The organism is Paenibacillus sp. GD4, from assembly GCF_030846225.1.
GTDB lineage: Bacteria > Bacillota > Bacilli > Paenibacillales > NBRC-103111 > Paenibacillus_G > Paenibacillus_G silviterrae.
Genome location: NZ_JAVCYK010000001.1, coordinates 2,140,252 through 2,164,097, shown reverse-complemented (window position 1 = coordinate 2,164,097; position 23,846 = coordinate 2,140,252). Strand labels below are relative to the sequence as shown.

The window sequence follows — 23,846 nt, the reverse complement described above, 5'->3', positions numbered from 1 at the left end:
GAGAGAGGCGGTACTTTGAAACGAAAAATGTAAGCGGTTTATTTGTTCGTTCGATTCTACGATCAGAAGGTGAGGGAGGCTGTTCATAATGACCATTGGAAGAAGGAGCAAGACGATTGCCGTTATTACCGCTATTTCGTTCCTGCTCGCGATGCTGACCAGCTGCTCGAAAGGCAACGGCGCCGAGGAAGCAGCCCCGGTTCCCGCTGTAGAAGCATTCGATACGTCCAAGCCGGTGCATTTGAAGTTGTATATGGGTCTTCTTCAGCCGGACGAATGGATCCAAAGGCATATTATCGTACCGGTTCAAAAAAAGTATCCCAATATCAGCATTGAAATCGTTAGAAGAGGAAAGGGCAGCAATCCCGATGAGCTCGTGGTTGCCGGGAATTTCCCCGATCTCATCTATGAGAGCATTCCCCGTTATGCTGTATACAAGGATCTCGGACTTCTATACGATATGAACGACTTCATCAAAAAGTACAAATTCGATACCAGTAAGCTGAATCCGCTTGTCGTTGATGCTTTAAAGGTATGGGGTGAGAACGGTGAGCTTTATCACATGCCGCTTTGGATGAATTTTTCGGTGTTATATTACAACAAAGATATTTTCGATAAATTCGGCGTAGCTTATCCCAAAGACGGTATGACGTGGGATGAGGCGATAGAGCTTTCTAAAGCATTAACAAAAACACAAGACGGAATCACTTACCACGGGATTGACCCTAACAGTATTACCGGAATGGCCCATCAATTATCGTTGAATTTCGTGGACCAAAAGACGCACCGGGCGTTGCTCGAGGACGACGGTTTCAAGCGTATTTTCCAAACGTTTCTTTCCGCTTATAAGATCCCGGGAAATGAGAATCGCAGTAAAGTTTCCAGGGATGCCTTCCTTAAAGACAGGAAGCTTGCCATGTATCCTTTCTATGCTGACATGGTGACGCTGCTCGCAGATACAGCGGCCAAAGGAACTCCTCTGAACTGGGATATGGTTTCGCTCCCGAGCTTTCCTGAGCGCCCGGGGATGGGATATGAGGTTGATTCCCATAACTTATCCATAGCAAGCAGCAGTGCCAATAAGGAGGCGGCCTTTTTGGTCGTATCCTATTTAACCTCGCATGAACCGCAGCTTGAATTGAGCAAGGCCGGCTATTTGCCTGTTTCCACAGACCCGGAGCTTCTTAAGAGCTTCGGAACGAACCAGCCCGAGCTGAAAGGGAAGCATGTGGACGCCATCTTCAAAACAAAGCCGTCCCCTTTCCATAAATTCACCCTATACGATTCCTTGGCGACAGGGAAGCTTAGTCCGGCATTAACCGAGGCGGAAAAGGGAGGAAAGGATATCAATACGGTTCTAAGAGAAGCGAGTGAGGCAGCCAATAAAGCCATCGATGAGAAAAAGCTTGGCTCTTCAAGTAAATAACAGGTATGACGTAAGGATAATGGAAAGCCTGCTTCGTTCGTAAGCAGGCTATTTCTCATACCTGCCGTATGATTCTTGATTTACAGCCTGCTCCATGCTAGAATTACCTAACGACCGTTAGGAAGGTGGCCATTATGACAGTACAACGTATTAAAGAAGCGGCCCTCATTCAATTTGCTATCCATGGCTATGACGGGGCGTCGTTAGCGGATATTGCGAGTGAGGTAGGCATCAAGAAGCCGTCCATCTATGCGCACTTTAGCGGGAAGGATGAGCTTTTTCTCGAGGTGTTCCACGACGCGCTAGGCAGAGAATTGGATTTTGTCCGGCATTATTTTCATCGAACGCAGCAGGAACCGTTTAAAGAGGTTCTGTATGGCTTCCTGTTGCAGTATCTTGATCGTTATGTAAAGGATCGCAATACCAACTTTTTTCTCAGAACGGTATTTTTTCCGCCCGTCCATCTGAAGCAGCAGACGGTCGACAGCGGCAACGATTTTGTCGATCAGCTGGAAAAGCTGCTGGTTCCCATATTTCATAAGGCGATCGCGGACAAAAGCATCAGTCCAGCCGTGAATGAAGAGATCGCTGCTACGGCCTATACCGCTGCTCTGGACGGATTGTTCGTGGAATTGTTTTTCGGCGGCGCAGAGCGTGCTTTGAAACGGGCCCAAGCCTCCTGGCTTGTTTATTGGCGCGGCATTCAATCGCAACCGGAGGTGACTTGAAATGAACAAGGGATGGGTTTTTGTATTTATCGGCTCTGTTATTGAGGTGCTTTGGGTTACGGGCTTGAAGCATTCTCATCATTACTTGGAGTGGACGGGGACGGTGCTGGCTATCGCTTTATCCTTCTATTTATTAATCCGTTCGATTGGCTCCGGTTTGCCGGTGGGCACGGTGTATGCCGTCTTTACCGGGCTTGGGACTATGGGCACGGTTCTGACGGAAATGATCGTGTTCGGGGAGCCCTTTCGTGTGCTCAAAATCGTACTTATCGTGGTTTTGGTCGCCGGCGTAATGGGGCTAAAGCTGGTAACGAGTAACCCTGAGCCTAAAGGCGGTGCTGTATAATGGCCTGGATGTTTCTTGCTTTTGCCGGCTTATTTGAGGTTGTAGGTGTGATCGGCATGAATATGATCACCCGGAAAAAAGCAGCCGCCTCGTTTCTTGTATTTATCGTAGGGCTGATCATGAGCTTCTCGCTCCTCAGTTTGGCCATGAAAAGTATTCCTATGGGGACGGCCTACGCCATCTGGACCGGCATCGGCACCGTCGGCTCCGGTATCGTCGGCATCTTGTTCTATGGAGAGTCGAAGGATTGGAGAAGAATATTGTTCATGTCCATGGTACTAAGCGCCGCTATCGGCCTCAAATTCATGAGTTGATATGGTACGGTCCCAGACCTAATTGGTCATGGGACCTTTTTTTCGCTGCAGCATTCAGCCCGCTTTCAGCGGATTCTCACCTAGCCTTCAGTTCATTTTAACCCTGGTTTAAGCATCGGCTTCTATACTGTTCCTTGTAAGGGCGATAAGCTCAGTCCGCAATGACTTCACGATGGAGGTTCAGTATATGAATAACGATACAGAGCACAATAGACCAAGATCCAAATGGAAGAGCACGTTTGCCGCATTTATGGCAGGGACCGTCTTGACAGGAGGCTTAATGCTGGCCTCGGACGAATTGAATTTATTTACATCGCATAACTCAGCGGCAGTAGCTGCTGTAAGCAGTGCTTCGGCCGGTAAGCCGGCTGCAGCGGATTCGAAGAACAGCGGCGGGGTGGAGAGCGCCTCCCTAAGCTTGAATTCGACGGGGAATATCTCGCAAATCGTTAAGCAATCGAGTCCGGCTGTGGTGAAGATCGAGACGAAGGTAAAGGCGAGCAGCAGAGCTTCGGCAGCAGATCCGTTTTTCCGCCAGTTTTTCGGAGGACAAGCGAACGAGGGCCAGGGGGCTCTGCAGGACGGAGGCATGGGGACCGGGTTTATTTTTGAAAAGACGGGTTATATTCTTACGAATGAGCATGTGATTGAAGGGGCCGAAGAAATTTGGGTGACGGTACAAGGATACGAGAAACCGTTCAAGGCGACGCTGCTTGGCAACAGCTACGAGCTTGACCTTGCGGCGCTTAAGATCGAAGGTGAGGCGGACTTCCCTTATCTGCAGCTGGGAAATCCGGATGATTCGAATATCGGGGATTGGGTTGTTGCGATCGGGAACCCGTATGGATTCGATCAAACGGTGACCGTCGGCGTCTTGAGCGCCAAGGAACGGCCGATTACCATTCCTGATGAGCAAGGCACGCGGCAGTATAAACACCTGCTGCAAACGGATGCGTCCATCAATCCCGGTAACTCAGGAGGGCCGCTGCTGAATCTGGACGGTGAAGTGATCGGGATCAATACAGCGGTCAATGCCGAGGCGCAGGGGATAGGCTTCGCGATACCTACAACTACGATAGCGTCCGTCTTGGATAACTTAAAAAATAACGTAACGATTCCTAAGGAGCCGGTGCCGTACCTTGGTATTGCGATGGAAGACGTGAATGCCGAATGGAGCAACGACCTTCGATTGAACAATGCGACAGGCGCCGTCATAGCGCAAATCGATCCGAAGGGGCCTGCCTTCGCAGCAGGGATCCGGACGTATGACGTGATTACCGGGATCAACGGACAGGCGGTTGCCAATGCTTCCGAGGTCAGCGCTAAGGTGAAGGAGCTGAAGGTGGGGGATCAAGCCGTGATTTCTGTGATCCGCAATGGACAGAAGAGCGATGTTACTGTTATTGTCACAGATAAAAATGCTCAAAAACAGTAGCCCGAAAAGATGCCCGCGGGTTGAAATCCGCAGGGCGTCAGAGCCGAAACATGATGCGGAGGGCCGACCCGGGGAAGGTCGGCTTTTTTTCTGTTACGTCCTTGTTACGCACGGGTAGGAATACCCATGACTAAGTCACTGATCCCGGTCATACTTGTCACAAACCGTCTCAAGTTACTGTCGCATTCATTCAAAGCGCGTTATACTTCTTATTAATATAAGTTGTATGGAAGCGGGAGTGATGAAGATTGAAGGGATCAGGGAGGCCGCCCTTGTTGTCTGTGGTAAAACCGCTTCGTAACACGATACTTACCGTTATGGCATTACTCCTGTATACGGTCATGGTGTTCGGCATCGTAGGCGCATCCGACAGGTTGGACGCTGGGGAACGGATTCTGGATCTGCGCAAGGACGGACGCTGGGAGGTCTTCATGGGAGAGGTGCCCGTCCGAAGCGGTATACCGGAAGAGAGTTCCGTTGCTTGGAGGCCGATCGACGAGCTGCAGGATACGCCGGAGGGGTTTCGGAACACCGGCGAATTCTGGGTGAAACGGTCGCTGCCCGGCAAGGAAGGCGGCTGGCGGGACCCCCATTTGTGGATCAAGCGCCAGCAGCAGTACACCGTTTATGTCAATGGCGCTTTACTAGGTGAGGTCGATAGGCAGGGAGACAATCGATACGATCATCCGGGGTATATGTGGCGGATGTACGAGCTGCCGTCAGGCGGGAAGCCACAGACGCTTCTTGTACGAATCGATCCGGCGGTACCGGGATTGAAGCTCGGGCAGTACATCCTGGGAGAAGGAACGGCCTTGCAGTCAGAGATGCTTCGGTACGACACGATGGGTCTGATTTATTCTCTGCTGTTCGGCATGTTAGGTTTGGTTTCCGCTATCGTATATCTTCGCGCTCCCAAAGATTACGCGTACTTATGGTTTGCCGTCATTACCTTTTGTGGGGGAGCCGCGTATTTACTGCGCACGATGAGCATCCAACGATTCCCTGTGCCGGATATTTTGCTTTATTTTACCGATATGCCGGGGGTGATAGCGACAGGGGCCTTTTTGATGTTTCTATATCATTTTTTAAGCGGTCCCAGGAATAAGCTTCTCCTTTGGTTTGCAAATATTACCTTTTCCCTAAGCGCGGTCTGCATCGGTTTGGGCATCGCTGCAGACTTCGGCACGTACCGGGCCGTATACGATGCTTTGTTCTTGCCGTTGCTGGCAGTGGAAGCGGTCGTGGCGGTCGTTCCGCTCATCAAGCGCATTCGATCCGATGCGGACCCGGAGACCGGATGGATTATCAGCGGCATGCTGTCAGCCGTCCTTTGCACGATCATGCATACAGCGGGGTTGATATTGGTTAGCTCGCCGGGCACGTTCCGTTTCGCCACGACGCCTTATCTTTATTTTTTCGAGCATGTAGCGGGTCTAGGAGTCCTGATCTTCGTCGTTTCTCTTGGTATGGCTATGGTGACGAGGATGGTCCGGATTCGGCGGGAGCATCACCAATTTACCGTAGCGCTGGAGCATATGGTTAAGGAGAGGACCTTAGAGCTGGAAGGGGCCAACCGGTTGCTCCGGCAGTCGATTCGGGAGCGCTCCGAGGCGCTCGCAGAAATGGCTGTGCTGGAGGAGCGCACTCGAATCGCCAGGGATATTCACGATGTCGTGGGCCATACGTTGACTACGACGCTCGTGCAGATTGAAGCCGCCAAGAAGCTTCTGGCCCGGGAAGTGGAGCAGGGCCTGAGCAGGCTTGACCTGTCCATGGAGCTGGTTCGCAAGAGCCTGCAGGATATCCGGGAATCCGTTCACCGCATGCAGTCGGCGGGAGTGGAGTATGATCTGGAGGAGGCTATGCACGAACTGTCCTCCCTCACGGAAATGGCCGCAGGGGTAGAAGTGAATGGAACCATAGGTACCATGCCTCATCTGAGTCTGCTTCAGAAGAAGGTGATTTTTCACACGCTGCAGGAAGGGATGACGAACGGCATTCGTCACGGGAAGGCGAAGGCGTTCCGTTACGAGCTGTGGCATGACGGGAAATCCGTGTTCTTCGAGCTGTGGAACAATGGAGAGCCCTTCCGTCAGGAGGTGCCCATGGGATTCGGCCTAACGAACATGCGCGAACGGATCCAGCAAATTGGAGGCAGTTTGGAGATAAGCTCGCCCGAGGGAGACGGGTACCAGTTGAATATCCGTTTTCCGGTACGATAAGCAAGGCTGCCACGGGCGTAGTGGCGGCTTTTTTCATGGCACGAAAAAAGTTCTCCTACATGTCGATTTATGCTGATTGTTAAAAGCAACGGAATCCGAGGCCGGAGTCATGGAGCGGTACGAGGAGGCATGTGTAGAGTGGGAACGGCCCACGGCCATGGCATTACTAAGCCTGTAATAGAGGACAGCGTTCTTTCGAGATACGCTGTTTTTTGTTGTTTGGTTTAGGACTAAAGTTTCATATCTTGTAATCAAAAAGGACTAAAAAATGAATGGGAAGATGCCGATATAGAAAGCATCACCAACGACATACTTCGACAGTTTACGGCAGGGAAGGAGTAGTGGTTGTCCTAGTTGAGGGCTGGTTTGTTGGATTTTAGGAAAAGAGGATGGTAGTGAACAACATGTTTCATCGCTTGATGTCTTCTTTGTCGAATGGTAGGAGAATGAAAAAACAGTGGAACACCCGAGTGGCCAAGCTGTTGGTGGCCGCCCTGCTGCTGCAGTATTTCCCTCTGCTTCCCGGAGGGCTAGGCGGAGCTCAGGCCGAAGGAACGGTTACGCAGCAAACCTATGGCGGCGGAAGCACCGTTGGGTCGAATACATACACGACGGATCATCTACAGGATTATACTTGGACTTTAAAGGAAGAGGCTAAATTTGATCCGGCAGCAAGACATGCCGCAGTGATGGCCTATGATGAAAACGCAGGAAACGTGGTTATGTTTGGCGGACAAGGGGTTAACGATGCTCTGCTCGACGAGACCTGGCTTTGGGACGGGGATCAGCAAACGTGGCAGGAAGTATTAAACCTGACCCCGAAGCCGTCCAAGCGGAAGGGTGCCGTTATGGCATATGACCCGGCAAGCAAGAAAGTAGTGCTTTTTGGCGGGGAAGGACCGTCCGGCGTACTTCTTGGGGACACCTGGCTGTGGAACGGCCAAACGGCCAAATGGGAACAAGTTACCGGTTTATCAACGGCCCCTTCGGCTCGCGGAGGGTCGCAGATGGCCTTTGACGGCACACAGCTCGTCTTGTTCGGCGGATATACGTTATCCGGACAAATCAAGAACGGTTTGAACGATACCTGGACCTGGAACGGCACAAGCTGGACCAAGCAGTCTCCGCAAACAAGCCCTCCGAAGACACATTCCGCCGGGATGGCGTTCGACGGAACGCAAGCAGTTATGTATGGCGGTAACTTAGGCCCGGTTACCCGTGAGCATAGCGGACAATCATTTACATATGATGATGCCTCCAACAGGCTCTGGAAGTGGGATGGCTCAAGCAAAGAGTGGACGCTCGAGCCTACGCTGGCAGCGAACCGGTTCCCTTATGACGGACGGTGGGGGCATGCGATGGCCAATGACGGCCGGAGAGTGGTCTATTACGGCGGGGAGTTCCATTATGTGATTTATAATGGCACGACGCCAAGTCTGCAGAAGACAAACAAGCGCCCGATCAATCAGTCATGGGAGTATTTCGGGGGGAAAAGCCCGGCGGCTTACGGCTGGCAGAACGGTAAGTGGGAGGAATGGCTGGGAAGCGGTTCGGCACCCCAGGGCGACGGCACGTGGCCTAGGGTCGGAAGCTATGCGAGCATGGCGTTCGACGGAACGAACTTCGTGTTATTCGGCGGTTGGCACGAGTGGAACAAAAATATGGGAGAAACTTGGGTTTTCGGGTATAGCGCGCCGAGCGTGCCGACTGTGAAGATCAATAGTGATCCGATCGTGGTCATAGATAAGGTGACCAAGAATGACCGGGTCAGTATCATCACGGACGTGACATCGACAGGCAATAAAGTGGTCGTGGAGCGGGGAATCGAGTATCGTGAGCGCCGTGAAGCCGGACAAGAACCGGAACAGTGGGCACGGAAGCCGATGAGCGGGACGTTAACCCAGAAGGGTGCAGTGACACTGGAGATCCTTCAACCGAAGTGGCAGGTTACTTATGAGGTTCGGGCCTATGCTGTCAATGAAATCGGCACCGGCTACAGCGATACGAAGACGTTCATCCTTGATAATGATACGAACATGGTTCCACCCGATGTCGATTACGATCGCGTTGGGGCATCGGTCCTACACGTTAAGGACAAGATGCGTCTGGTTGCGGTTGGCACAGGGGTCACCAATTTGCTGCGCAAGCCGTTGGAGGGAATTCATTACTTCCTGAAGAGTTCCACGGGTACCGAATATCCGCTGGCTTATAATATTATTAATGACCGCCAGCTGGAGCTGACCTTGCCGGATTCTAAGGCGGTACTGCCTCCGGGAAAATACAGTGTGCATTTGGAGCATGAATTCTATGAAGACTACGTATTCACGGATGCGCTGCTGGTAACGGCGCTTGACTTCTACAAGCCGCGCAACTTTGCCAAGGTAGAAGTACCGAGCACGTCGACAAGCAACGAAGTGGACAGCTTGGTGGTACAAGGGCCGTTTACAGAAGATCCGTCCGCACCGAGTGTCTATGTGCTCAATGACACATCCGAACCGGTGACGATCAACGAAACGATCCTGTTCAAAGGCAGCAGGCTTGTCGTGGACAAGAGCGGCGTGAACGGAAAAGCTACTATCAGCGGAGAGGGCCGTCTTTACGTCAATGGCGGAGGCTCCGAAGGGGCGAACGTGTCTTATACGCTCATGGAAGGTCCGTTTACCATCACGTCGGACAGCTTCTCCTTACCTTTGAACAACAGTGAGGCAACGGATTATTTAAACATGAACATGCCGGTGAAGGCTAGCTCTCTTGTTTTCACCAAGGATGGCCTGCGCCTGACGGGGCAGCTTTCGGTCGGTATGCAGCTCGGAAGTCAGCGGGTTGCGGAATCCGTACCGGTGGATAGCCTCCGGTTCTCGGGTGGCCGGTTCGATCTGTCCGGCGGCTACACAATGAACAATAGCTTTAAGGTAGGTCCATTCACGGCAAAGGATACCAAATTTGTCGTAGAGAGCCGCATCCCTTATGTGGGCGTGCAGGGCAAGGGCAGCCTGCCGGGTACGGATCTTAGCTTTGATCTGTATATGAAAACAAAGCAGGGCCGTCTGGACAGCGTCAGCTTCGGCATGTACCGCAAGGCGAAGCTCGCTTCGACGGGACTGCAGGTAAATTACTTGTACGGCAATGTAGACAAGCTGGCGGGAAAAACACAGGTTCCCCAGAAGTTCGACGTCACCGGCTCCGTCATGGACGTGATTGTGCCTGAGCTGAAACACCCTCAGGTGAATTACAAGTTCAACCTGGTAGGAACCGACGCCATCGATATGGACGTATCCTCCTACGGCTTTAACGCCAGCGGGATCGAATATTATTACTGGCTGCCTGTCAACAACATGAGCATGACAGCTGTGACGGATTTTAAGGCCGCAGGAATCAAGGGCTTCTCGTCACCGGGCTTTGCGGCGAAGGGCGACATCAATGTATTTGAAGTGGTCAAGGGAGCCATTACTTCGTACTCCTTTAATCAAAAAGGCTACAACGGCGTAATCAAGGGAACCGTTTATGTTCCTAAAGGGATTCCACGCATCGGCGGGGCTACGGTAAATAACGTTACGCTGAGCGTAAATGAATCCGGAATCGTCGGGACCTTCCGTCATAACGGCGTAGGGGCGAATGTCAAGTATACCTTCAAAAACAACACCATCCTGTTCGAGGTCGAAGCAGAGCCTCCGAAGAAATCCTGGTGGGAGAAGGGTCTGGACTTCGTAAACAATGTTTCCGACTTTATGGAAGCGGCGGAGCCGTGGCTGGATCTGGCGGAAGAGCTGCTGCTGAGCAAGCCGGATTCGGGCAAGCAGGTCAAGGTGGCTTCGGCATCCGCTTCTTCGGCGGCACTGAAAAGAGCCTATGACTTAAAGCCCATCAGCCTGGCCTTCCAGCCGGAAGATACCGCGAAACCGGGTGTGCCGGCGCGAATGGTCGAGGGACAGCTGACGACGCTGGATAAGACACCGCCGATGACCTCGGAGGTTAACGCGGCGAGCGGACAGGTAAGCACGGCATTTGCCGTAGACCGTCCTTTCCAAGCTTTGATTGCCATTTCGGGAGACCATTCATCCGCTGTTCTTACCGGTACGGCTCCGGGTCACACCGTGGGGAAAGTCGCAACTCCAGATGTGGCTTACGACCAAGCAGCGAACGTGACCTGGATGCGCATATCGCTTTATCCGGGAAATTGGAAGCTGACGACAAGCGGCGGTACCCAAATCAGCATCCATGAGCTATTGTTCGCCAACGCAGCGACGCCGCTCAACCAGTTGATTGAGCTTTGGGGCCAAGCGCCGGATAGACCTGTCACGTCACTTTCGATAAAGGAACGTGGAAGCTACTTGCTCCAAATCGGCGCGGCAACCGGAGAAGTCATCGTATATAAGCCGGACGGACGGCCTTACAGCCTGCATGCCGAGCAAAGCCAGCCGAACTGGAACGCCTATCGCGATGCGGGAGGCAACCTGTACGTGCTTCTCAATGCCGTGGAAGCGGGCACTTGGATGATCAGCGCGGGCAATAGCCCCCAAGCGGCTTTAAACCTTGCACCGTCGCAAACGACAATGGCCGATGTTGTACAATGGGTTCAAGCTGAGGCCTATCCTACGGCATTTGCATTGGATAACACGTCTTTAGGGCAAGCCATCGTTGAGATCTATGGAGCGGATGCACAGACGAAGGTGTACACTCCGGGCGGTGAGCTTTATCCGCTGCAGCTTGATCCGAATCAAGCCGGCATGAACGCCTTGCTGGATGAGTCGCAGCAGAAGCTGACTCTTCTTCTCGAAGGAGCGAATCTGAAAGGCGAATGGAAAGCGACTGGCAGCCGTTTTACCAGCGTAATCGCCTATAAGAACAGCCGGAAATTCAAATCCATCAAGCCGCTGCTTATGGAAGGGCGTTACAGCAAGTATTTCGAGCTGGCGGAATCCGGCAATTACCTTCTTACGTTGAGCGGTGGTAATGAGGAAACGGTTCTCATTTCTCCGAGCGGCGAACCGTATACACTGAATTTTGATGCTCCAGGAGGCAACGCCTACCTGCAGCCGGCATCGGACCGGATGCCGAACGCAAGCGTGAGCGGAGATCCGCTGCAGCAAACGCAGATCTCTACCCCGACCCCTGCTGTGGACGGACGGGATACGCTGTATGTTTCGCTGCTGAACGCGCCTTCGGGCAAATGGACAGTCAAAAATATTAAGAAGGTCGACCTGCAAATTCAGAAGCTGCTTCCTGCGCCCGCCGTCAAGGCTTCGGTAACGCAAGCCGGTGGAGGAGATAACCGGATTCAGCTAACATGGTCAACGGAAAATGCCGCACCGGATACGAAGGTAACGGTCATGCTTACCGACAACGCCGATCAATATATCGGTGAAGTGATTGCGGACGGCTTGTCCGCCTCCGGAAGTAAGGTGCTGGCCATTCCTGCAGAGACATTACCAGGAGCTTATCGTGTCTCTGTAGCGGCGGTTCATGCCGATAAGGCCCCTGTCTATGCCGTTGCGGAAGGGACCGTTCAGGTAACGGCTCCTTACACGCTTCCCGCACCGGGGCGCCCTGAGGTCATTTCTACTGGGAACGGGGAAGTATCGCTTCGGTTTTCCGCGGTGTCCGGGAATGTTACGTCGTACCGTATTTGGGGAGCTGATGCTGCAGGCAATCAACCTCTCGTTCCGCTGATGGACGTAGCTCCGGTTTCCGGGAGCGAGCAGGCTGCTGTTGTGACCAATTTGCCAACAGGTACATCCTATATCTTAAGCGTGTCGGCTATCGGACAGGAGCAAGGACGTATCGTTTGGAGCCCGCAATCCGAGACAGTCACTACGGAGCTGCCTGCTCCTCTGCCGGCGGCGTTGGCTATATCGCTTGACGCAGCCTCCCAACCCGTTGCTCAGCGTACCTATACGGCGCTTGACGGAAGTGTAGAAACTATGCTGCTTACCTCGGCGGAGCAGGCTTCCTTACAGGTAGGAGCGGATCAGAACGTTTCGCTTACGCTCTCGGTTCACGGTCAGCAGGTAGGCAGCGGAATAGTAAGCGCCGGCGGTACTTACGCATTCAAGCTGCAGGAGCTGCTCAACGTCAGCGTGCTGAAGGAGCGGGAGTACAATCTGCTGATCGAGTCGGTCAACGAGCGCGGTGATCGAAGCACCGCTTACCGCAAGCTGGTCATCGACCGCACCGGACCGTTATTGATCGCGTCCGCAGGGGATGACGATCAGGGCCGACCGATCGCATTAAACGGCAAAGTAGTTGACGACAGCAAGGTTTACATTATCGGACAAACAGATATCGGGGCGAAGCTGATCGTCAACGGAGTCAGCGTTCCTCTTGATGATGAGGGTCGATTCGCTTACTATGCCCCGCTGGATTGGGTGTCGAATGCGGATCGCAACCAGATCACCATGACGGCAACGGATGAAAGCGGAAATAAGACGGAATATGGCTTTGAAGTGCTGCGTGGCTTGGCAGGAGCTATGCCTAGCTCTCCTGAGGGTCTGTCAGCTCTTACGACAGGCAATGCAAAGATGAGCATGCCTTATCAATTTGGCACGACCTCGTATCAAGCGGTGGCCAATTCAGATAAGGTACGTATTTACGCAGTGCCTATGGCTGCGAATTCCGTAGTAACGGTAGACGGACAGCAGCTTACGGCATACGGCTATGTGGAGGTAGAAGTGCCTGCGTCCGGCCGCAATGTATCGATCCGTGTTCAGCCTGTTGGCGGAACGGAGAAGCTGTACACGCTGCAATTGACGGGTACAGGCTCCGATGCAGCGGTGCTGCGTACACTGAAGCTGAAGGACGTAACGGCTTTGCAACCGGGTAAGGAGCTCGCCGCTTCGCCGTTCACAGGAACGGAGGACAGCTATACCGTTTATGTAGATTATGCGGTAGAGAGCGTTACCTTGACTCCGGGGGCACTGAAGGCCGGTTCCGGCATTCGGGTGAAGGGACAATCGGTACCAAGCGGGTTAGCCTCCCAGCCGATCCCATTACAGGTCGGCGAGAATGCGATTCCGGTTCTCGTTACTTCGCTGGACGGTACGCAAACGCGCACCTACAATGTCGTCGTATGGCGTAATCCAAGCAGCAACGCTCAGCTCAATCAGCTGAGTCTGATCTCGGGTGGTGCGGAGCTGCTCTCCGCCTTCACACCGAATACAAGCAGCTACCAGGTATCCGTGCCGCATAGTGCCGCGGCCATTACGCTCCGCGCGACGGCAGCGCAGCCGGATGCTTCGCTTCAAGTCAACGGTCAAGCCGCATTGAGCGGTTCGGCAGTATCGATTCCGTTGGTTAAGGATGCGCAGACGCTTACCATTGAGGTTCACGCTCAGGACGGCAGCAAGGTTGTGTATACCGTTTCCGTACTGCGTCAGCAGGCAGTGCCTGCTGAGCCGCCGTTACTGTCGAGCCTTCAGGTAGATACGGTGCTGTCTCGTCCTTTCAGTCCGTATAAGCTTTCGTATGGCACAACAGGACAGACGACTAGTAATAGAGTGAATTTAACGGCAGTGGCTAATGATCCCCAAGCCGTGGTTACCGTGCAAGGGACACCTCTAAGAGGGGGAGGCAGCTTCCAGCCGGCCATTATCCCCGGGGTGAATACCTTGATCGTGAATGTGGAGTCCGCAGACCGGACCGCTTCGCAGACGTATTCTGTCGATGTGGTAGGGCTAGAAGAAGACAACTCTTCGCCGCCGATGCCAAGCAACCTTCGTCAAGCGCCGATTTCGGGTGGCGTCGGTGGCTGGGCTGAGCAAACCTCCATCGTTCGTACACGTACGGAAGAGGGGCGGACGCTGGATACGGTGAAGCTGGATGCGGGGACAGCGAAGAGCATTGTTGAGAAATCCATACAGAACAAGGATACAACTGCCCGTATCTACGTGACGGATCTTCCTGACGCACCTGCCGATGAGAGAATCGTCAGCTTAAGTGCCGAGTCCGTGAGCTTGCTTGCTCAAGGCGGCATGTCCATGCAAATCCTGCTTCCGGACGCGCAAATTTCCTTACCGGGAGCATCGCTGCAGCAGCTTAGTAAAGACGGCAAGGATGCCTACTTCCGGGTAGTTCCGATTCGGGAGCAAACGGAGCGAAACGACGTAACGACCCGCGTTCAGAACGCGGAGCTGGTGAAGCAAGCGGCAGGGGGGCAGCCGGTCAGCGTGATCGGTCAGCCTGTCAAAATCGAAACGAATTATGCCGGATATACAACGGAGCTACTGCTGCCGCTGAATCATTTAGTTTTGCCGGCCGATGCGGCAGCAGCTAAACGGATCCTGTCACAGCTCGCCGTATACATCGAGCACAGCGATGGAGAGAAGGCGCTGCAGCAAGGAGAAATTCGTTACGATGCGGACGGCAAGCTTGCCGGTATTGCGATTCAAATCAATAAATTCAGTACGTTCACCATTATTCAAAAAAATGCAGACGCGCTAAAGGTGCTGGAGCCGTATTTGTCCGGTTACCCGGACGGAACGTTCCGTCCTTCGAAAGCCATTACGCGCGCGGAGCTGGCAACGATTGTGGCTCGCATTCAGGGAAGCAGTGCCAAAGGGGAGCCGCTGCCAATCCAAGCTCAAGGCTATCCTGACGTAACACCGGGCTATTGGGCTGAGGAAGCCATTGCTCATATGCAGCGTACAGGGCTGATGCTTGGCGATAATAACGGGCTATTCCGCCCTGAAGACGCGATTACCCGCGGGGAGCTGGCCAGCATCGCAGCAAGACTGCTTTCCAAGTCTGCAGGCGCCGCACAGAGCGGGGGATATTCCGATACACGGGAGCACTGGGCTTTCGATGCGATCGAGAAGGTTTCCCGCGCCGGCATTCTGCAAGGGTACCCGGACGGCTCGTTCCAGCCGGACAACCCGTTGAACCGTGCGGAAGCAGTGAAGGTGCTGAACCGACTGTTTGAACGTCCCGCGGCGGCGGTGACAGCCTCCAGCTGGCCGGACGTAGCGCAGGATCATTGGGCGATTCAGGAGATCGAATCGGCATCCGCTGCATTGAAGCTGATGACCGATGGCAGCGTATTGATTCTGCCCAAGCAATAGAAGCTAATAAGAAGAAGCAGTCTATGCCTTATCATGGCCTAGACTGCTTTTTTCATGCCGAGAGGCTACATAATCTTCCCGGGTTGGAGAAGAATACAATTGATTCTATCGAGGAAAGTGCTTGACGATTATGTTTAAACAGTTTAATATTTATATCATTGAAACAAAGCAATCGCGATCCTATAGAAAGGGGCAGGTCATTGGAAGAGCATCTCATTGAACGGTTTCAGACAGCCATATTGGCGCTAAGGCGTGGACTGGAGTCCGAAATTCTTCGAGACTCCCCCATTACCGGCCCGCAAATGTTCGTGCTGTTCTACATTCACGTCAAGAAGAAGTGCAAGATCACCCAGCTTGCAGAGAAGCTGGAGGTCAAGCCAAGCGCCGTCACGGTCATGATCGATCGGCTGGAGAAGTCCGGATATGTGAAACGGGGAGATGATCCTGTGGACCGCCGGGCTATCTTGGTCGAGCTTACCGAGGAAGGGAAGGAAAGGGTGGCGTTGATGATAAGGAAGAAGAACGCCATCTTAAGCAGTTATTTATCCAGACTCGAGCCGCAAGAGAGAGATTCGATCACCGCGATGCTGGAGAAAATGATAAAGACAGAAATAAAGGAGTGAATCATACGTGGAGGAATTATCCCATAAACGAAAGGTAACCATCATGGTTGCCATTGTCACGGCCATGTTTTTCGCCGCGATCAATCAAACGATTGTCAGCACCGCGATGCCAAGAATTATCGCTATTCTCGGCGGGATGGACTATTATACCTGGGTTATCAACATTTACATGCTGACTTCAACGATCGCTACCGTGCTTGTCGGCAAGCTGTCCGATATTTACGGCCGGAAGCCGTTTATCCTTACGGGGATTGTTTTATTTATGATTGGTGCCTTGTTGACCGGATTCTCGAAGGATATTTTTCAGTTGATCACGTACCGGGGAATTCAAGGGGTCGGTGCCGGCATTATCATGTCGTCAGTGTTTACAGCGGTGGGCGATTTATTCGCGCCGCGTGAACGAGGCAAATGGACGGGAGTCATGATGGCGGCGTTTGGTTTCTCCAGTGTGCTGGGGCCGACACTCGGCGGCTGGCTCGTTGATCATCTCGAGTGGAAATGGTTGTTCTGGATTTTCCTTCCGCTCGGCATTGTCGCTTTCTTTATGATTCTAATGCTCTTCCCGAAGGTAGAACGGAAGCCTTCCGAGTCGATCGACTATTTAGGCTCGCTCTTCCTTACTTTAACGATTGTCCCGCTGCTGCTCGGTTTTTCATTCGCGGGTACCAAGTATGCTTGGGGCTCCACCGAAGTGCTTAGCTTGTTCGGAGCCGCGGTGGTATTCCTGATCGCCTTTATCTTTGCGGAAACCAAAGCGAAAAGCCCTGTGCTTCCGCTGTCCTTATTCCGTAACGATATCGTGACGATTTCGAACAGTGTCGGCTTCCTGATGAATGCCGGTATGATGGGCGCGCTGATCTATCTTCCTTTCTTTGTGCAAGGGGTAGAAGGCATCTCCCCAACCTATTCCGGTTATGTGACAATGCCGATGTCCATTGCGATGGTCGTGTTAAGCACCATTACGGGCAGATGGATAAGCAAATCGGGAAAATATAAGCGATACGCGCTGCTGGGTCTGCCGATTATGATCATCGGAATGATCATTATGGCATATATGAATACAGTATGGCTGGCTGTGATAGCCATGATTGTTTTTGGTTTTGGTTTAGGCGTAGGGATGCCGGTATTCTCTCTTACCGTGCAAAACGCAGTCAGCCCTAAGGACCTCGGGGTCGCTACGGCATCCTCGCAGCTGTTCCGAAACCTGGGAGGAACGATCGGGATTGCCGTCATGGGAACGATCATGACGACCAGCCTAAAGAACAACCTGACGAAGGCTGCAGCTGCCCATCCGGGCTTCAACACTTCTACGATGGATCCTCAGCTGGCGCAGCAGCTGGCTCCGTTTCAGAATCCATCCATGCTGCTCGATCAGCCGCGGCTTGCTCAGCTGATGGACTCGATGCCGGCTAACGTCAAGCCGATCATTGTAGAGATGGTCGCCATGCTGCGCGAAGCGCTTAGCACTTCACTTACGACGGTGTTCCTGGCCGGTACCGCGCTAGTCGTCGTAGCATTCGTTCTTACTGTGTTCCTGCGGGAAATTCCGCTTCGTACCTCGAACAAGGTACCTTCGGAGGGCGAGACGGAGAAGGCGCAAGAGGCAAAGCCGGCTTTACAATAACAAATAAGATGCGATGAATGAAACGATGCAGATCGAAGGCGGTCTGCATCGTTTTCCTATGGGGAGGAAGCAGGAATGCAAGCTCATGAAATTATGATCAGTCCGGTCTATAAGGTGAAGGTAGATGATACGGTCAGGTCTGTTGTGGAGAAATTCATCAAGTACCGGATCAGCGGAATGCCCGTGGTAAATGACCGCAATGAGATTGTCGCTTATATTAGCGACGGAGACATTATGCGATACATCGGGAAGCATGAGGATCAGGTGGTGGATTTCTTCTTTTATATGGGAGTGATCCACGGGGATGATGAGCAATATGAGGAGAGGGCTAAGCGGATTTTGAATGTGAATGTGCTGGCAATAGCCCAGAAGAAGGTTTACACCGTGGCATGGGATGAGGATATTGAGAATATTGCGGCCCTCCTCGGCAAAAAACGGATTAAGAAGCTGCCCGTAGAACGCCGCGGCGTGCTGGTAGGCATTATTAGCCGAGGGGACGTCATTCGTCATTCCTTCAAGTCGCTCTTGTAGGATCGCAGGATGGCTCCCGCCGTCTTATTTCCGAAAGGTTCGGTTGAACTTCACCAGCAGCCTTCCGAAGGTTTCCTGCTCCTCCTCGGTAAATTCCTTCATCAGCTCGGTTATTCGGGCTAAGCGCGCCTGTCTAGTGTTCACCAGCTCCTGCAGGCCGAGCTCCGTGATTTGAAGGGAGTAAGCCCTGCCATCCGACGGATCGGGAATGCGGGTGACATAGCCCTTTTGCTCCAGTGCGGAGGTTTGCCGGCTCACCGTAGAGATGTCCAAGTAGAATTCATCGGCCAATGCCTTCACTCCGGCCGAGCCGTGCGAAGCGATTTGGTGCAGGAGCAAGTAAGCGGATCGATCAAGCGTGCCTAATTGCTTATTGGTGGAAGTTACCCGGCGAAGCAGGATCGCAAGCTCAAGCTCAACGGTTTCCAGGGAAGGCTGATTCATAACGATAGACACCTCATCGATAGCTAATTTCTATACAGCTTATGGTAGCATATGCACTTCATTTTTAAAAATGGACGGGACGGTGTCCGTACACGCGATTGACATCACGCTATTTAGTTGTATAATACAACTAAATACTTCGTGATACAACTATCTTCGGAAAAGGGGAAGGAAGGTTTCGATGTCGAATTCAAATTCAAATTCAAATTCAAATACGCCCCCATTCTGGAGCATCATAGCCGCCATTTTCTTCGGGAATTTCATGGCTGTACTAAGCACGACGACCATCAACGTGGCTTTGCCGGTGTTCATGGACGATTTTCAGGCGCCGCTTCATACCGTCCAATGGATGATTTCCGGGTTCATGCTGGCGACGGGGGTCATTGCCCCGGTCATCGGATTTCTTGGAGATAAGCTGAGCTATAAGCGGCTCTATATAGGGGCCTTAGTCGGCTTTACTCTAACCTCTGCGCTGTGTATGTTCGCTTGGAATGTGGAATCACTGATTGCCTTCCGAATCATTCAAGGCTTGTTCAGCGGCATCATCATGCCAACGACGATGACGATCATTTACCAGGTCATCCCGAAGGAGAAGCAAGCGCTCGGCATTAGCTTGTGGAGCGCCTCCGCCATGCTGGCTCCGGCCTTTGGCCCAACGATCGGGGGATGGCTGACGGAATATTGGGACTGGAAGGCGCTGTTTGCCCTAAATATCCCAGTCGGACTTATAGCCATTGCGGCAGCCGCAAGGAATATTCCGTATTACCGTTTAAGCCGCGGCGTTACTCTCGATGTGCCGGGTTTTGTGTCCGTGATCCTCGGCACCAGCTCATTACTCACCGTATTTAGCCAAAGCGGCAGCTGGGGATGGACCTCGTGGAAGACGCTGACCCTCCTGGGAGCGGGCCTTCTCTTGATCACGTACTTTATCGTGCGCAGCCTCAAGGTAAAGCAGCCGCTGCTGCAGCTGCGATTGTTTCGAATTCCGCGCTTCACGTACAGCTTGATTCTCAATTGCATCATTACCATTTCACTATATGCGGGGACGTTCCTGGTTCCCATCTACATGCAGAAGATTCAGCACTCGACGACGCTTCATACCGGTCTGGTCATGCTGCCGGGGACGCTGGCTATGGCGCTCTTTTCCTTCGGGGTCGGCAAGGTGTACAACAAGGTAGGCCCGTTCCGGCTCATCCTTAGCGGTGCCGTGCTGATGGTCATCTCTACCTGGGCGCTGAGCCGGCTGGATCTTGCCTCCGGGACCTTCTTTATTGCAGCCTGGATTGCGGTCCGGTATATTGGGATCGCCCTTAGTAACATGCCGGTAACGAATGCAGGGATGAGCTCCGTGCCAAGCGAGCTGTCGGGGCAAGCCTCGGCGCTGATGAACTGGATTCGCCAGGGCTTGGCGGCGCTATCGGTCAGCATTTTCAGCTCCATCCTGACCACAAGAACCTCGACACACCTCAGCAAGGCAGGGGCGACGGACAGTAAAGCAGCGGTATGGGCCCTTTCGGTGAGCATCCAAGAGGTATTCTTAATCAGCGCTCTGCTTGTTGTTGTGGCGCTGCCGCTTACCCTGGCCCTTCGACATAAGAAAGTACCGGCCCAAGAAGGGGTACAGGTGCTGGCTTCCAAGCCTGCTGCTAAATAAGTGCGGCAGGCTTTTTTGCGTGTTTAGCAAAATACAAGAAATGGAAAAGGGGGGTTTGCGTTATAATGAGAAGGAATCCTGTTGATGGAGGGGAGTATAGAGCATGACCATGTTGACACAACAGCCGGTAGTCAAAGCGGAGATGCTGATAAGAAAGCCCGTGGAAGAGGTGTTTGAAGCTTTTGTCGACCCGGCCGTAACGACCCGGTTTTGGTTCACCAAGAGCAGCGGCCGACTGGAAGAGGGGAAGCAGATTCGTTGGGATTGGGAGATGTACGGTGTAGGAGATGACGTGTACGTGAAGCAATTGGAGCCGAACCGTCGGATTCGGGTTGTGTCGTCGGATCAAACGGAGATCGAATGGGTTTTTACTCCGCGCGCGAATAACGAAACCTTCGTCACCATTACGAATTCCGGGTTTACGGGTACAGGGGACGAGATCGTGGGACAAGCCATCGATTCGATGGGCGGATACACGATGGTGCTTTGCGGTCTTAAGGCGCTTCTCGAGCATAACGTTGTCTTGAATCTTGTAGCGGACAAGGCTCCGGATTTTCACGTCAACCGGTAAGGGCAGACTCATACCATTTAATGAAAAAGGGGAAATTGAACATGCAACGGGTGATTCCATCCTTTCGCATAACCGATTATGCGAGAAGTAAACCGTTTTATGTGGAGGGCATGGGCTTTCATATTGACTGGGAGCATCGGTTCGAAGCGAACTTCCCTGTTTTTGCTCAGTTAACGAGGGATGACATGACGCTTTATTTGACCGAGCATGCGGGAGACTGCCAGGTAGGCGGATTGATTCATTTCTTCGTTCCGGATGTCGATAGCTGGTATGAGGAAGTAAAGGAGAAAGCGCAGGTCCGTATTGCGGAGGCTCCGAATGAGAGCCTGGAAGGGCTTCGAATGATGACGATCGTTGATCCGGACGGCAATCAGCTGCGCATTTGTACTCGTATTGCGGCGAATCAATGAAAATAACATATTTTGCACAGCTGCCATGCTTACCTATGTTCAGTTCAATTCATGAAGTATAGGGGGCATGGTGTTTTTTTTACTTAAATATACCTTTACAGGAATATTCTCAATATGGTATATTCTAATTGTGGAAAATAAACGATGAGGTGATAGGAAATGGCATTCCGGACGAAACAAATTTTTGTGAATTTGCCCGTGAAAGACGTTAAGAAATCGATGGAGTTCTATACGAAGGTAGGCTTTGAATTTAATCTTCAATTTACCGATGAGAAAGCTGCATGCTTGGTTATTGGGGACAATATTTTTTCGATGCTGCTTAGCGAGGAATTTTTCCAGACGTTCACGAAGAAATCCATTGTCGATGCTAGCCGGTCCGCCGAGGTGATTCTGGCCATCTCCGCCGACAGCAAAGAGCAGGTTGACGAGATCGTGAATAAGGCGATCGCAGCGGGCGGGAAGCCATCGAACGAAACACAGGATCAAGGCTTCATGTATTACGGAAGCTTCCAGGATATTGACGGCCACTTGTGGGAAGTGGTGTATATGGATCCCAGCGCGGTACCTTCGCAATAAACGGAAGTGTTCTACAAGACCCGCGAGTTCCAATAGTGAATGGACCGCCGCAAGCGTTGAAGCTTCGGCGGTCTTTGCGCAGCATTGCTTAGCCCTATCTGCGCACAGCAATATACTGCCGTTCCTCCCAATGGAACTCATCCTCTACTCGGAACGTTGTCAGGTCAATCATAAGGTCCAGCTCTTTACGCCGCGGCTCCAGGAAACGATCTCTTCCATGCGCCCAGCAGGAATAGAGCTCGACCTCCTCGCCAGGCTCCATCATCCGGTACAAATAGCTGAAAAGCTCGGATACACATTTCCTTGATTTCCGGTAGGAGTCGGGATATTGCTCTCGCATGTCAAGGCTGATGCGGAAGGCTCCCCCTTCTGGATTCACCTGGTACACGAAAGGAAATCGAAAGACGCGGCAGGAATCTTGGCCCTGCATCGGACCGGTAACGTACAAACCTGCCGAATCCTCTTCCGTTTCATAAATGTCGATATGGAGATCTTCAGGAGAGTGTTTCTCCAACAGTGCTTGCATGGAGAGCTGTTCTTTAGCGGAAGGATTGATGTCGGTTAAATAATCGATCAGCTTCATTGTCGTTTTCTTCTGGCCGAAGGAGCCGGTGGGAAGTTCTTTGGTCGAAGCCATATAGTAAAATAAGGTCATACATCCACTCCCTTCTATTCTTTATAGGGGAAGTATACCACTGGGCCGTTCAGGGAGGAAGGCACCTCTCGTCTGCAAAGGTATAGCCGCCTTCGGGTTTAAAGAGTGCCGGAAAGTCCTTTTATAAATAAACGCTCCCTTGTGACCCCTTAAGCAATTGGATTATCATAATGATGCAGGATACATTTAGGAGGTACATGACGATGGGGATCGGGTACATTCGTTTACGTTAGGATAAGAAACCATTGTAACAATAAACGAATGGATGAGGTGTATCGGTGATGACAATTAACCATCAAACGAATTCAGTACAACATATACTCGAACTGGCCCGGAATCACGGAATTGAAGTTGAGCCATCTACGGCCACTAGCAATGAATCGGGTTTGGATTTTTTCGCCGTCTTCGCAAACGGCAAGGAAGGCGCTCGCTGGGTGCTGCGCTCACCCCGTCGAGAGGATGTTATTGAATCGGCGGCCTACGAGCAGAACGTGCTGCGCCTTGCAGCCGGCCGGCTGCCGGTATCCGTGCCGAACTGGGAGGTTCATACGCAGGAGCTGATCGCTTACCGCATGCTTGAAGGAACTCCAATGGCTACCATCAACATGGAAACCAAGAGCTACGATTGGCATATGGACCCGCAAGCCATCCCCGAAGCCTTCATCCAGTCCTTGGCCGAAGCTCTGGCGGCATTGCATGGGATCCGTTCCGACGAAGCTCTACGGGACGGAGTACGTGTGAAGGAGCCGGCTGAGGTGCGAGCTGCAATGGCGGAGCAAATGAACGATATCCGGCACGCCTTCGGAGTCTCCCGAGCCTTATGGGACCGCTGGCAGCAGTGGCTGGCCGATGAGACGTACTGGCCGCCTTACACGGGCCTCGTACATGGCGATCTTCATCCGGGACATATTCTTGTCAATGCCGAGGGCAAGGTAACGGGGCTATTGGATTGGACCGAAGGGGAGGTCGCAGATCCGGCTGCGGACTTTACGATCTACTATGCCTTGTTCGGAGACGAAGGATTGGCGGATCTGCTGGTTCGGTACGAGAAGGCAGGGGGCCGCGTATGGCCGTGGATGCACGAGCATATTGTGGAAAGACTGGCAGCCTATCCCGTACTCATTGGCTTATTCGCTTTGAAGTCCGGGCTGGAGGAATATAAGGTCATGGCCCGACATGCGCTGGGTGTGAATGAGCAGGGAGAAGAGCTCCCGGCTCCGGCAGAGGCGTAATA

17 protein-coding genes are annotated in these 23,846 nt (G+C 52.6%); 15 read left to right on the top strand and 2 right to left on the bottom strand.

Annotation, left to right across the window (positions count from 1 at the left end; genetic code table 11):
• Positions 1–88 precede the first annotated feature (88 nt).
• The 10 genes from RAC89_RS10020 (at position 89) to RAC89_RS09975 (ending at position 18,302) form a co-directional block, all read left to right on the top strand.
• Positions 89–1,426: an ABC transporter substrate-binding protein gene (locus RAC89_RS10020; RefSeq protein WP_306613328.1), complete on the top strand. Its 1,338-nt coding sequence runs from the start codon at positions 89–91 to the stop codon at positions 1,424–1,426.
• 134 nt (positions 1,427–1,560) lie between these two features.
• On the top strand, positions 1,561–2,154 hold the full coding sequence (locus RAC89_RS10015; protein ID WP_306613327.1) for a TetR/AcrR family transcriptional regulator: 594 nt from the start codon (positions 1,561–1,563) through the stop codon (positions 2,152–2,154).
• Between the two features lies 1 nt (position 2,155).
• On the top strand, positions 2,156–2,500 hold the full coding sequence (locus RAC89_RS10010; RefSeq protein ID WP_306613326.1) for a DMT family transporter: 345 nt from the start codon (positions 2,156–2,158) through the stop codon (positions 2,498–2,500).
• Positions 2,500–2,814 (top strand): DMT family transporter, encoded by a 315-nt coding sequence (locus RAC89_RS10005; protein ID WP_306613325.1) that lies wholly within the window; start codon positions 2,500–2,502, stop codon positions 2,812–2,814. Before RAC89_RS10010 ends, RAC89_RS10005 begins: the two co-directional genes overlap by 1 nt.
• A 187-nt stretch (positions 2,815–3,001) precedes the next feature.
• Entirely contained in the window at positions 3,002–4,249 is a 1,248-nt protein-coding gene (locus RAC89_RS10000; protein ID WP_306613324.1) for a S1C family serine protease, read from the top strand.
• 281 nt (positions 4,250–4,530) lie between these two features.
• Positions 4,531–6,471: a sensor histidine kinase gene (locus tag RAC89_RS09995; protein ID WP_306616079.1), complete on the top strand. Its 1,941-nt coding sequence runs from the start codon at positions 4,531–4,533 to the stop codon at positions 6,469–6,471.
• A 446-nt stretch (positions 6,472–6,917) separates the two neighbouring features.
• Complete coding sequence (locus RAC89_RS09990; RefSeq protein ID WP_306613322.1) at positions 6,918–15,524, top strand: cadherin-like beta sandwich domain-containing protein; 8,607 nt, start codon at positions 6,918–6,920, stop codon at positions 15,522–15,524.
• Between the two features lie 200 nt (positions 15,525–15,724).
• Positions 15,725–16,147: a MarR family winged helix-turn-helix transcriptional regulator gene (locus tag RAC89_RS09985; protein ID WP_306613320.1), complete on the top strand. Its 423-nt coding sequence runs from the start codon at positions 15,725–15,727 to the stop codon at positions 16,145–16,147.
• Between the two features lie 7 nt (positions 16,148–16,154).
• Positions 16,155–17,771: an MDR family MFS transporter gene (locus RAC89_RS09980; RefSeq protein ID WP_306613319.1), complete on the top strand. Its 1,617-nt coding sequence runs from the start codon at positions 16,155–16,157 to the stop codon at positions 17,769–17,771.
• 75 nt (positions 17,772–17,846) lie between these two features.
• A complete protein-coding gene (locus RAC89_RS09975) occupies positions 17,847–18,302 on the top strand; it encodes a CBS domain-containing protein (protein ID WP_306613317.1) in 456 nt (151 codons plus the stop codon).
• 24 nt (positions 18,303–18,326) lie between these two features.
• Here RAC89_RS09975 and RAC89_RS09970 read toward each other — a convergent pair whose 3' ends face one another.
• On the bottom strand, positions 18,327–18,746 hold the full coding sequence (locus RAC89_RS09970; RefSeq protein ID WP_306613315.1) for a MarR family winged helix-turn-helix transcriptional regulator: 420 nt from the start codon (positions 18,744–18,746) through the stop codon (positions 18,327–18,329).
• A 181-nt stretch (positions 18,747–18,927) separates the two neighbouring features.
• Here RAC89_RS09970 and RAC89_RS09965 point away from each other — a divergent pair, with 181 nt between their 5' ends.
• The 4 genes from RAC89_RS09965 to RAC89_RS09950 all read left to right on the top strand — a co-directional run bounded on the left by RAC89_RS09965 (position 18,928) and on the right by RAC89_RS09950 (position 21,957).
• Positions 18,928–20,400, top strand: coding sequence for an MDR family MFS transporter (locus RAC89_RS09965; RefSeq protein WP_306613314.1), 1,473 nt, complete (start codon positions 18,928–18,930; stop codon positions 20,398–20,400).
• Between the two features lie 103 nt (positions 20,401–20,503).
• The gene (locus RAC89_RS09960) at positions 20,504–20,971 is read left to right on the top strand and encodes an SRPBCC family protein (RefSeq protein ID WP_306613313.1); all 468 of its coding nucleotides are present in this window, start codon (positions 20,504–20,506) and stop codon (positions 20,969–20,971) included.
• 20 nt (positions 20,972–20,991) lie between these two features.
• Positions 20,992–21,381, top strand: a complete 390-nt coding sequence (locus tag RAC89_RS09955; protein ID WP_306613312.1) for a glyoxalase superfamily protein — start codon at positions 20,992–20,994, stop codon at positions 21,379–21,381.
• 159 nt (positions 21,382–21,540) lie between these two features.
• Positions 21,541–21,957: a VOC family protein gene (locus RAC89_RS09950; protein WP_306613310.1), complete on the top strand. Its 417-nt coding sequence runs from the start codon at positions 21,541–21,543 to the stop codon at positions 21,955–21,957.
• Between the two features lie 94 nt (positions 21,958–22,051).
• Here the strand turns inward: RAC89_RS09950 and RAC89_RS09945 are convergent, their stop codons facing one another.
• Positions 22,052–22,612: a hypothetical protein gene (locus tag RAC89_RS09945; RefSeq protein WP_306613309.1), complete on the bottom strand. Its 561-nt coding sequence runs from the start codon at positions 22,610–22,612 to the stop codon at positions 22,052–22,054.
• A gap of 281 nt (positions 22,613–22,893) precedes the next feature.
• Between RAC89_RS09945 and RAC89_RS09940 the strand changes: the two genes are divergently transcribed.
• Positions 22,894–23,844 carry a macrolide 2'-phosphotransferase gene (locus RAC89_RS09940; protein ID WP_306613308.1) on the top strand — a complete coding sequence of 317 codons (951 nt, stop codon included), beginning with the start codon at positions 22,894–22,896 and terminating at the stop codon, positions 23,842–23,844.
• Positions 23,845–23,846: the final 2 nt, after the last annotated feature.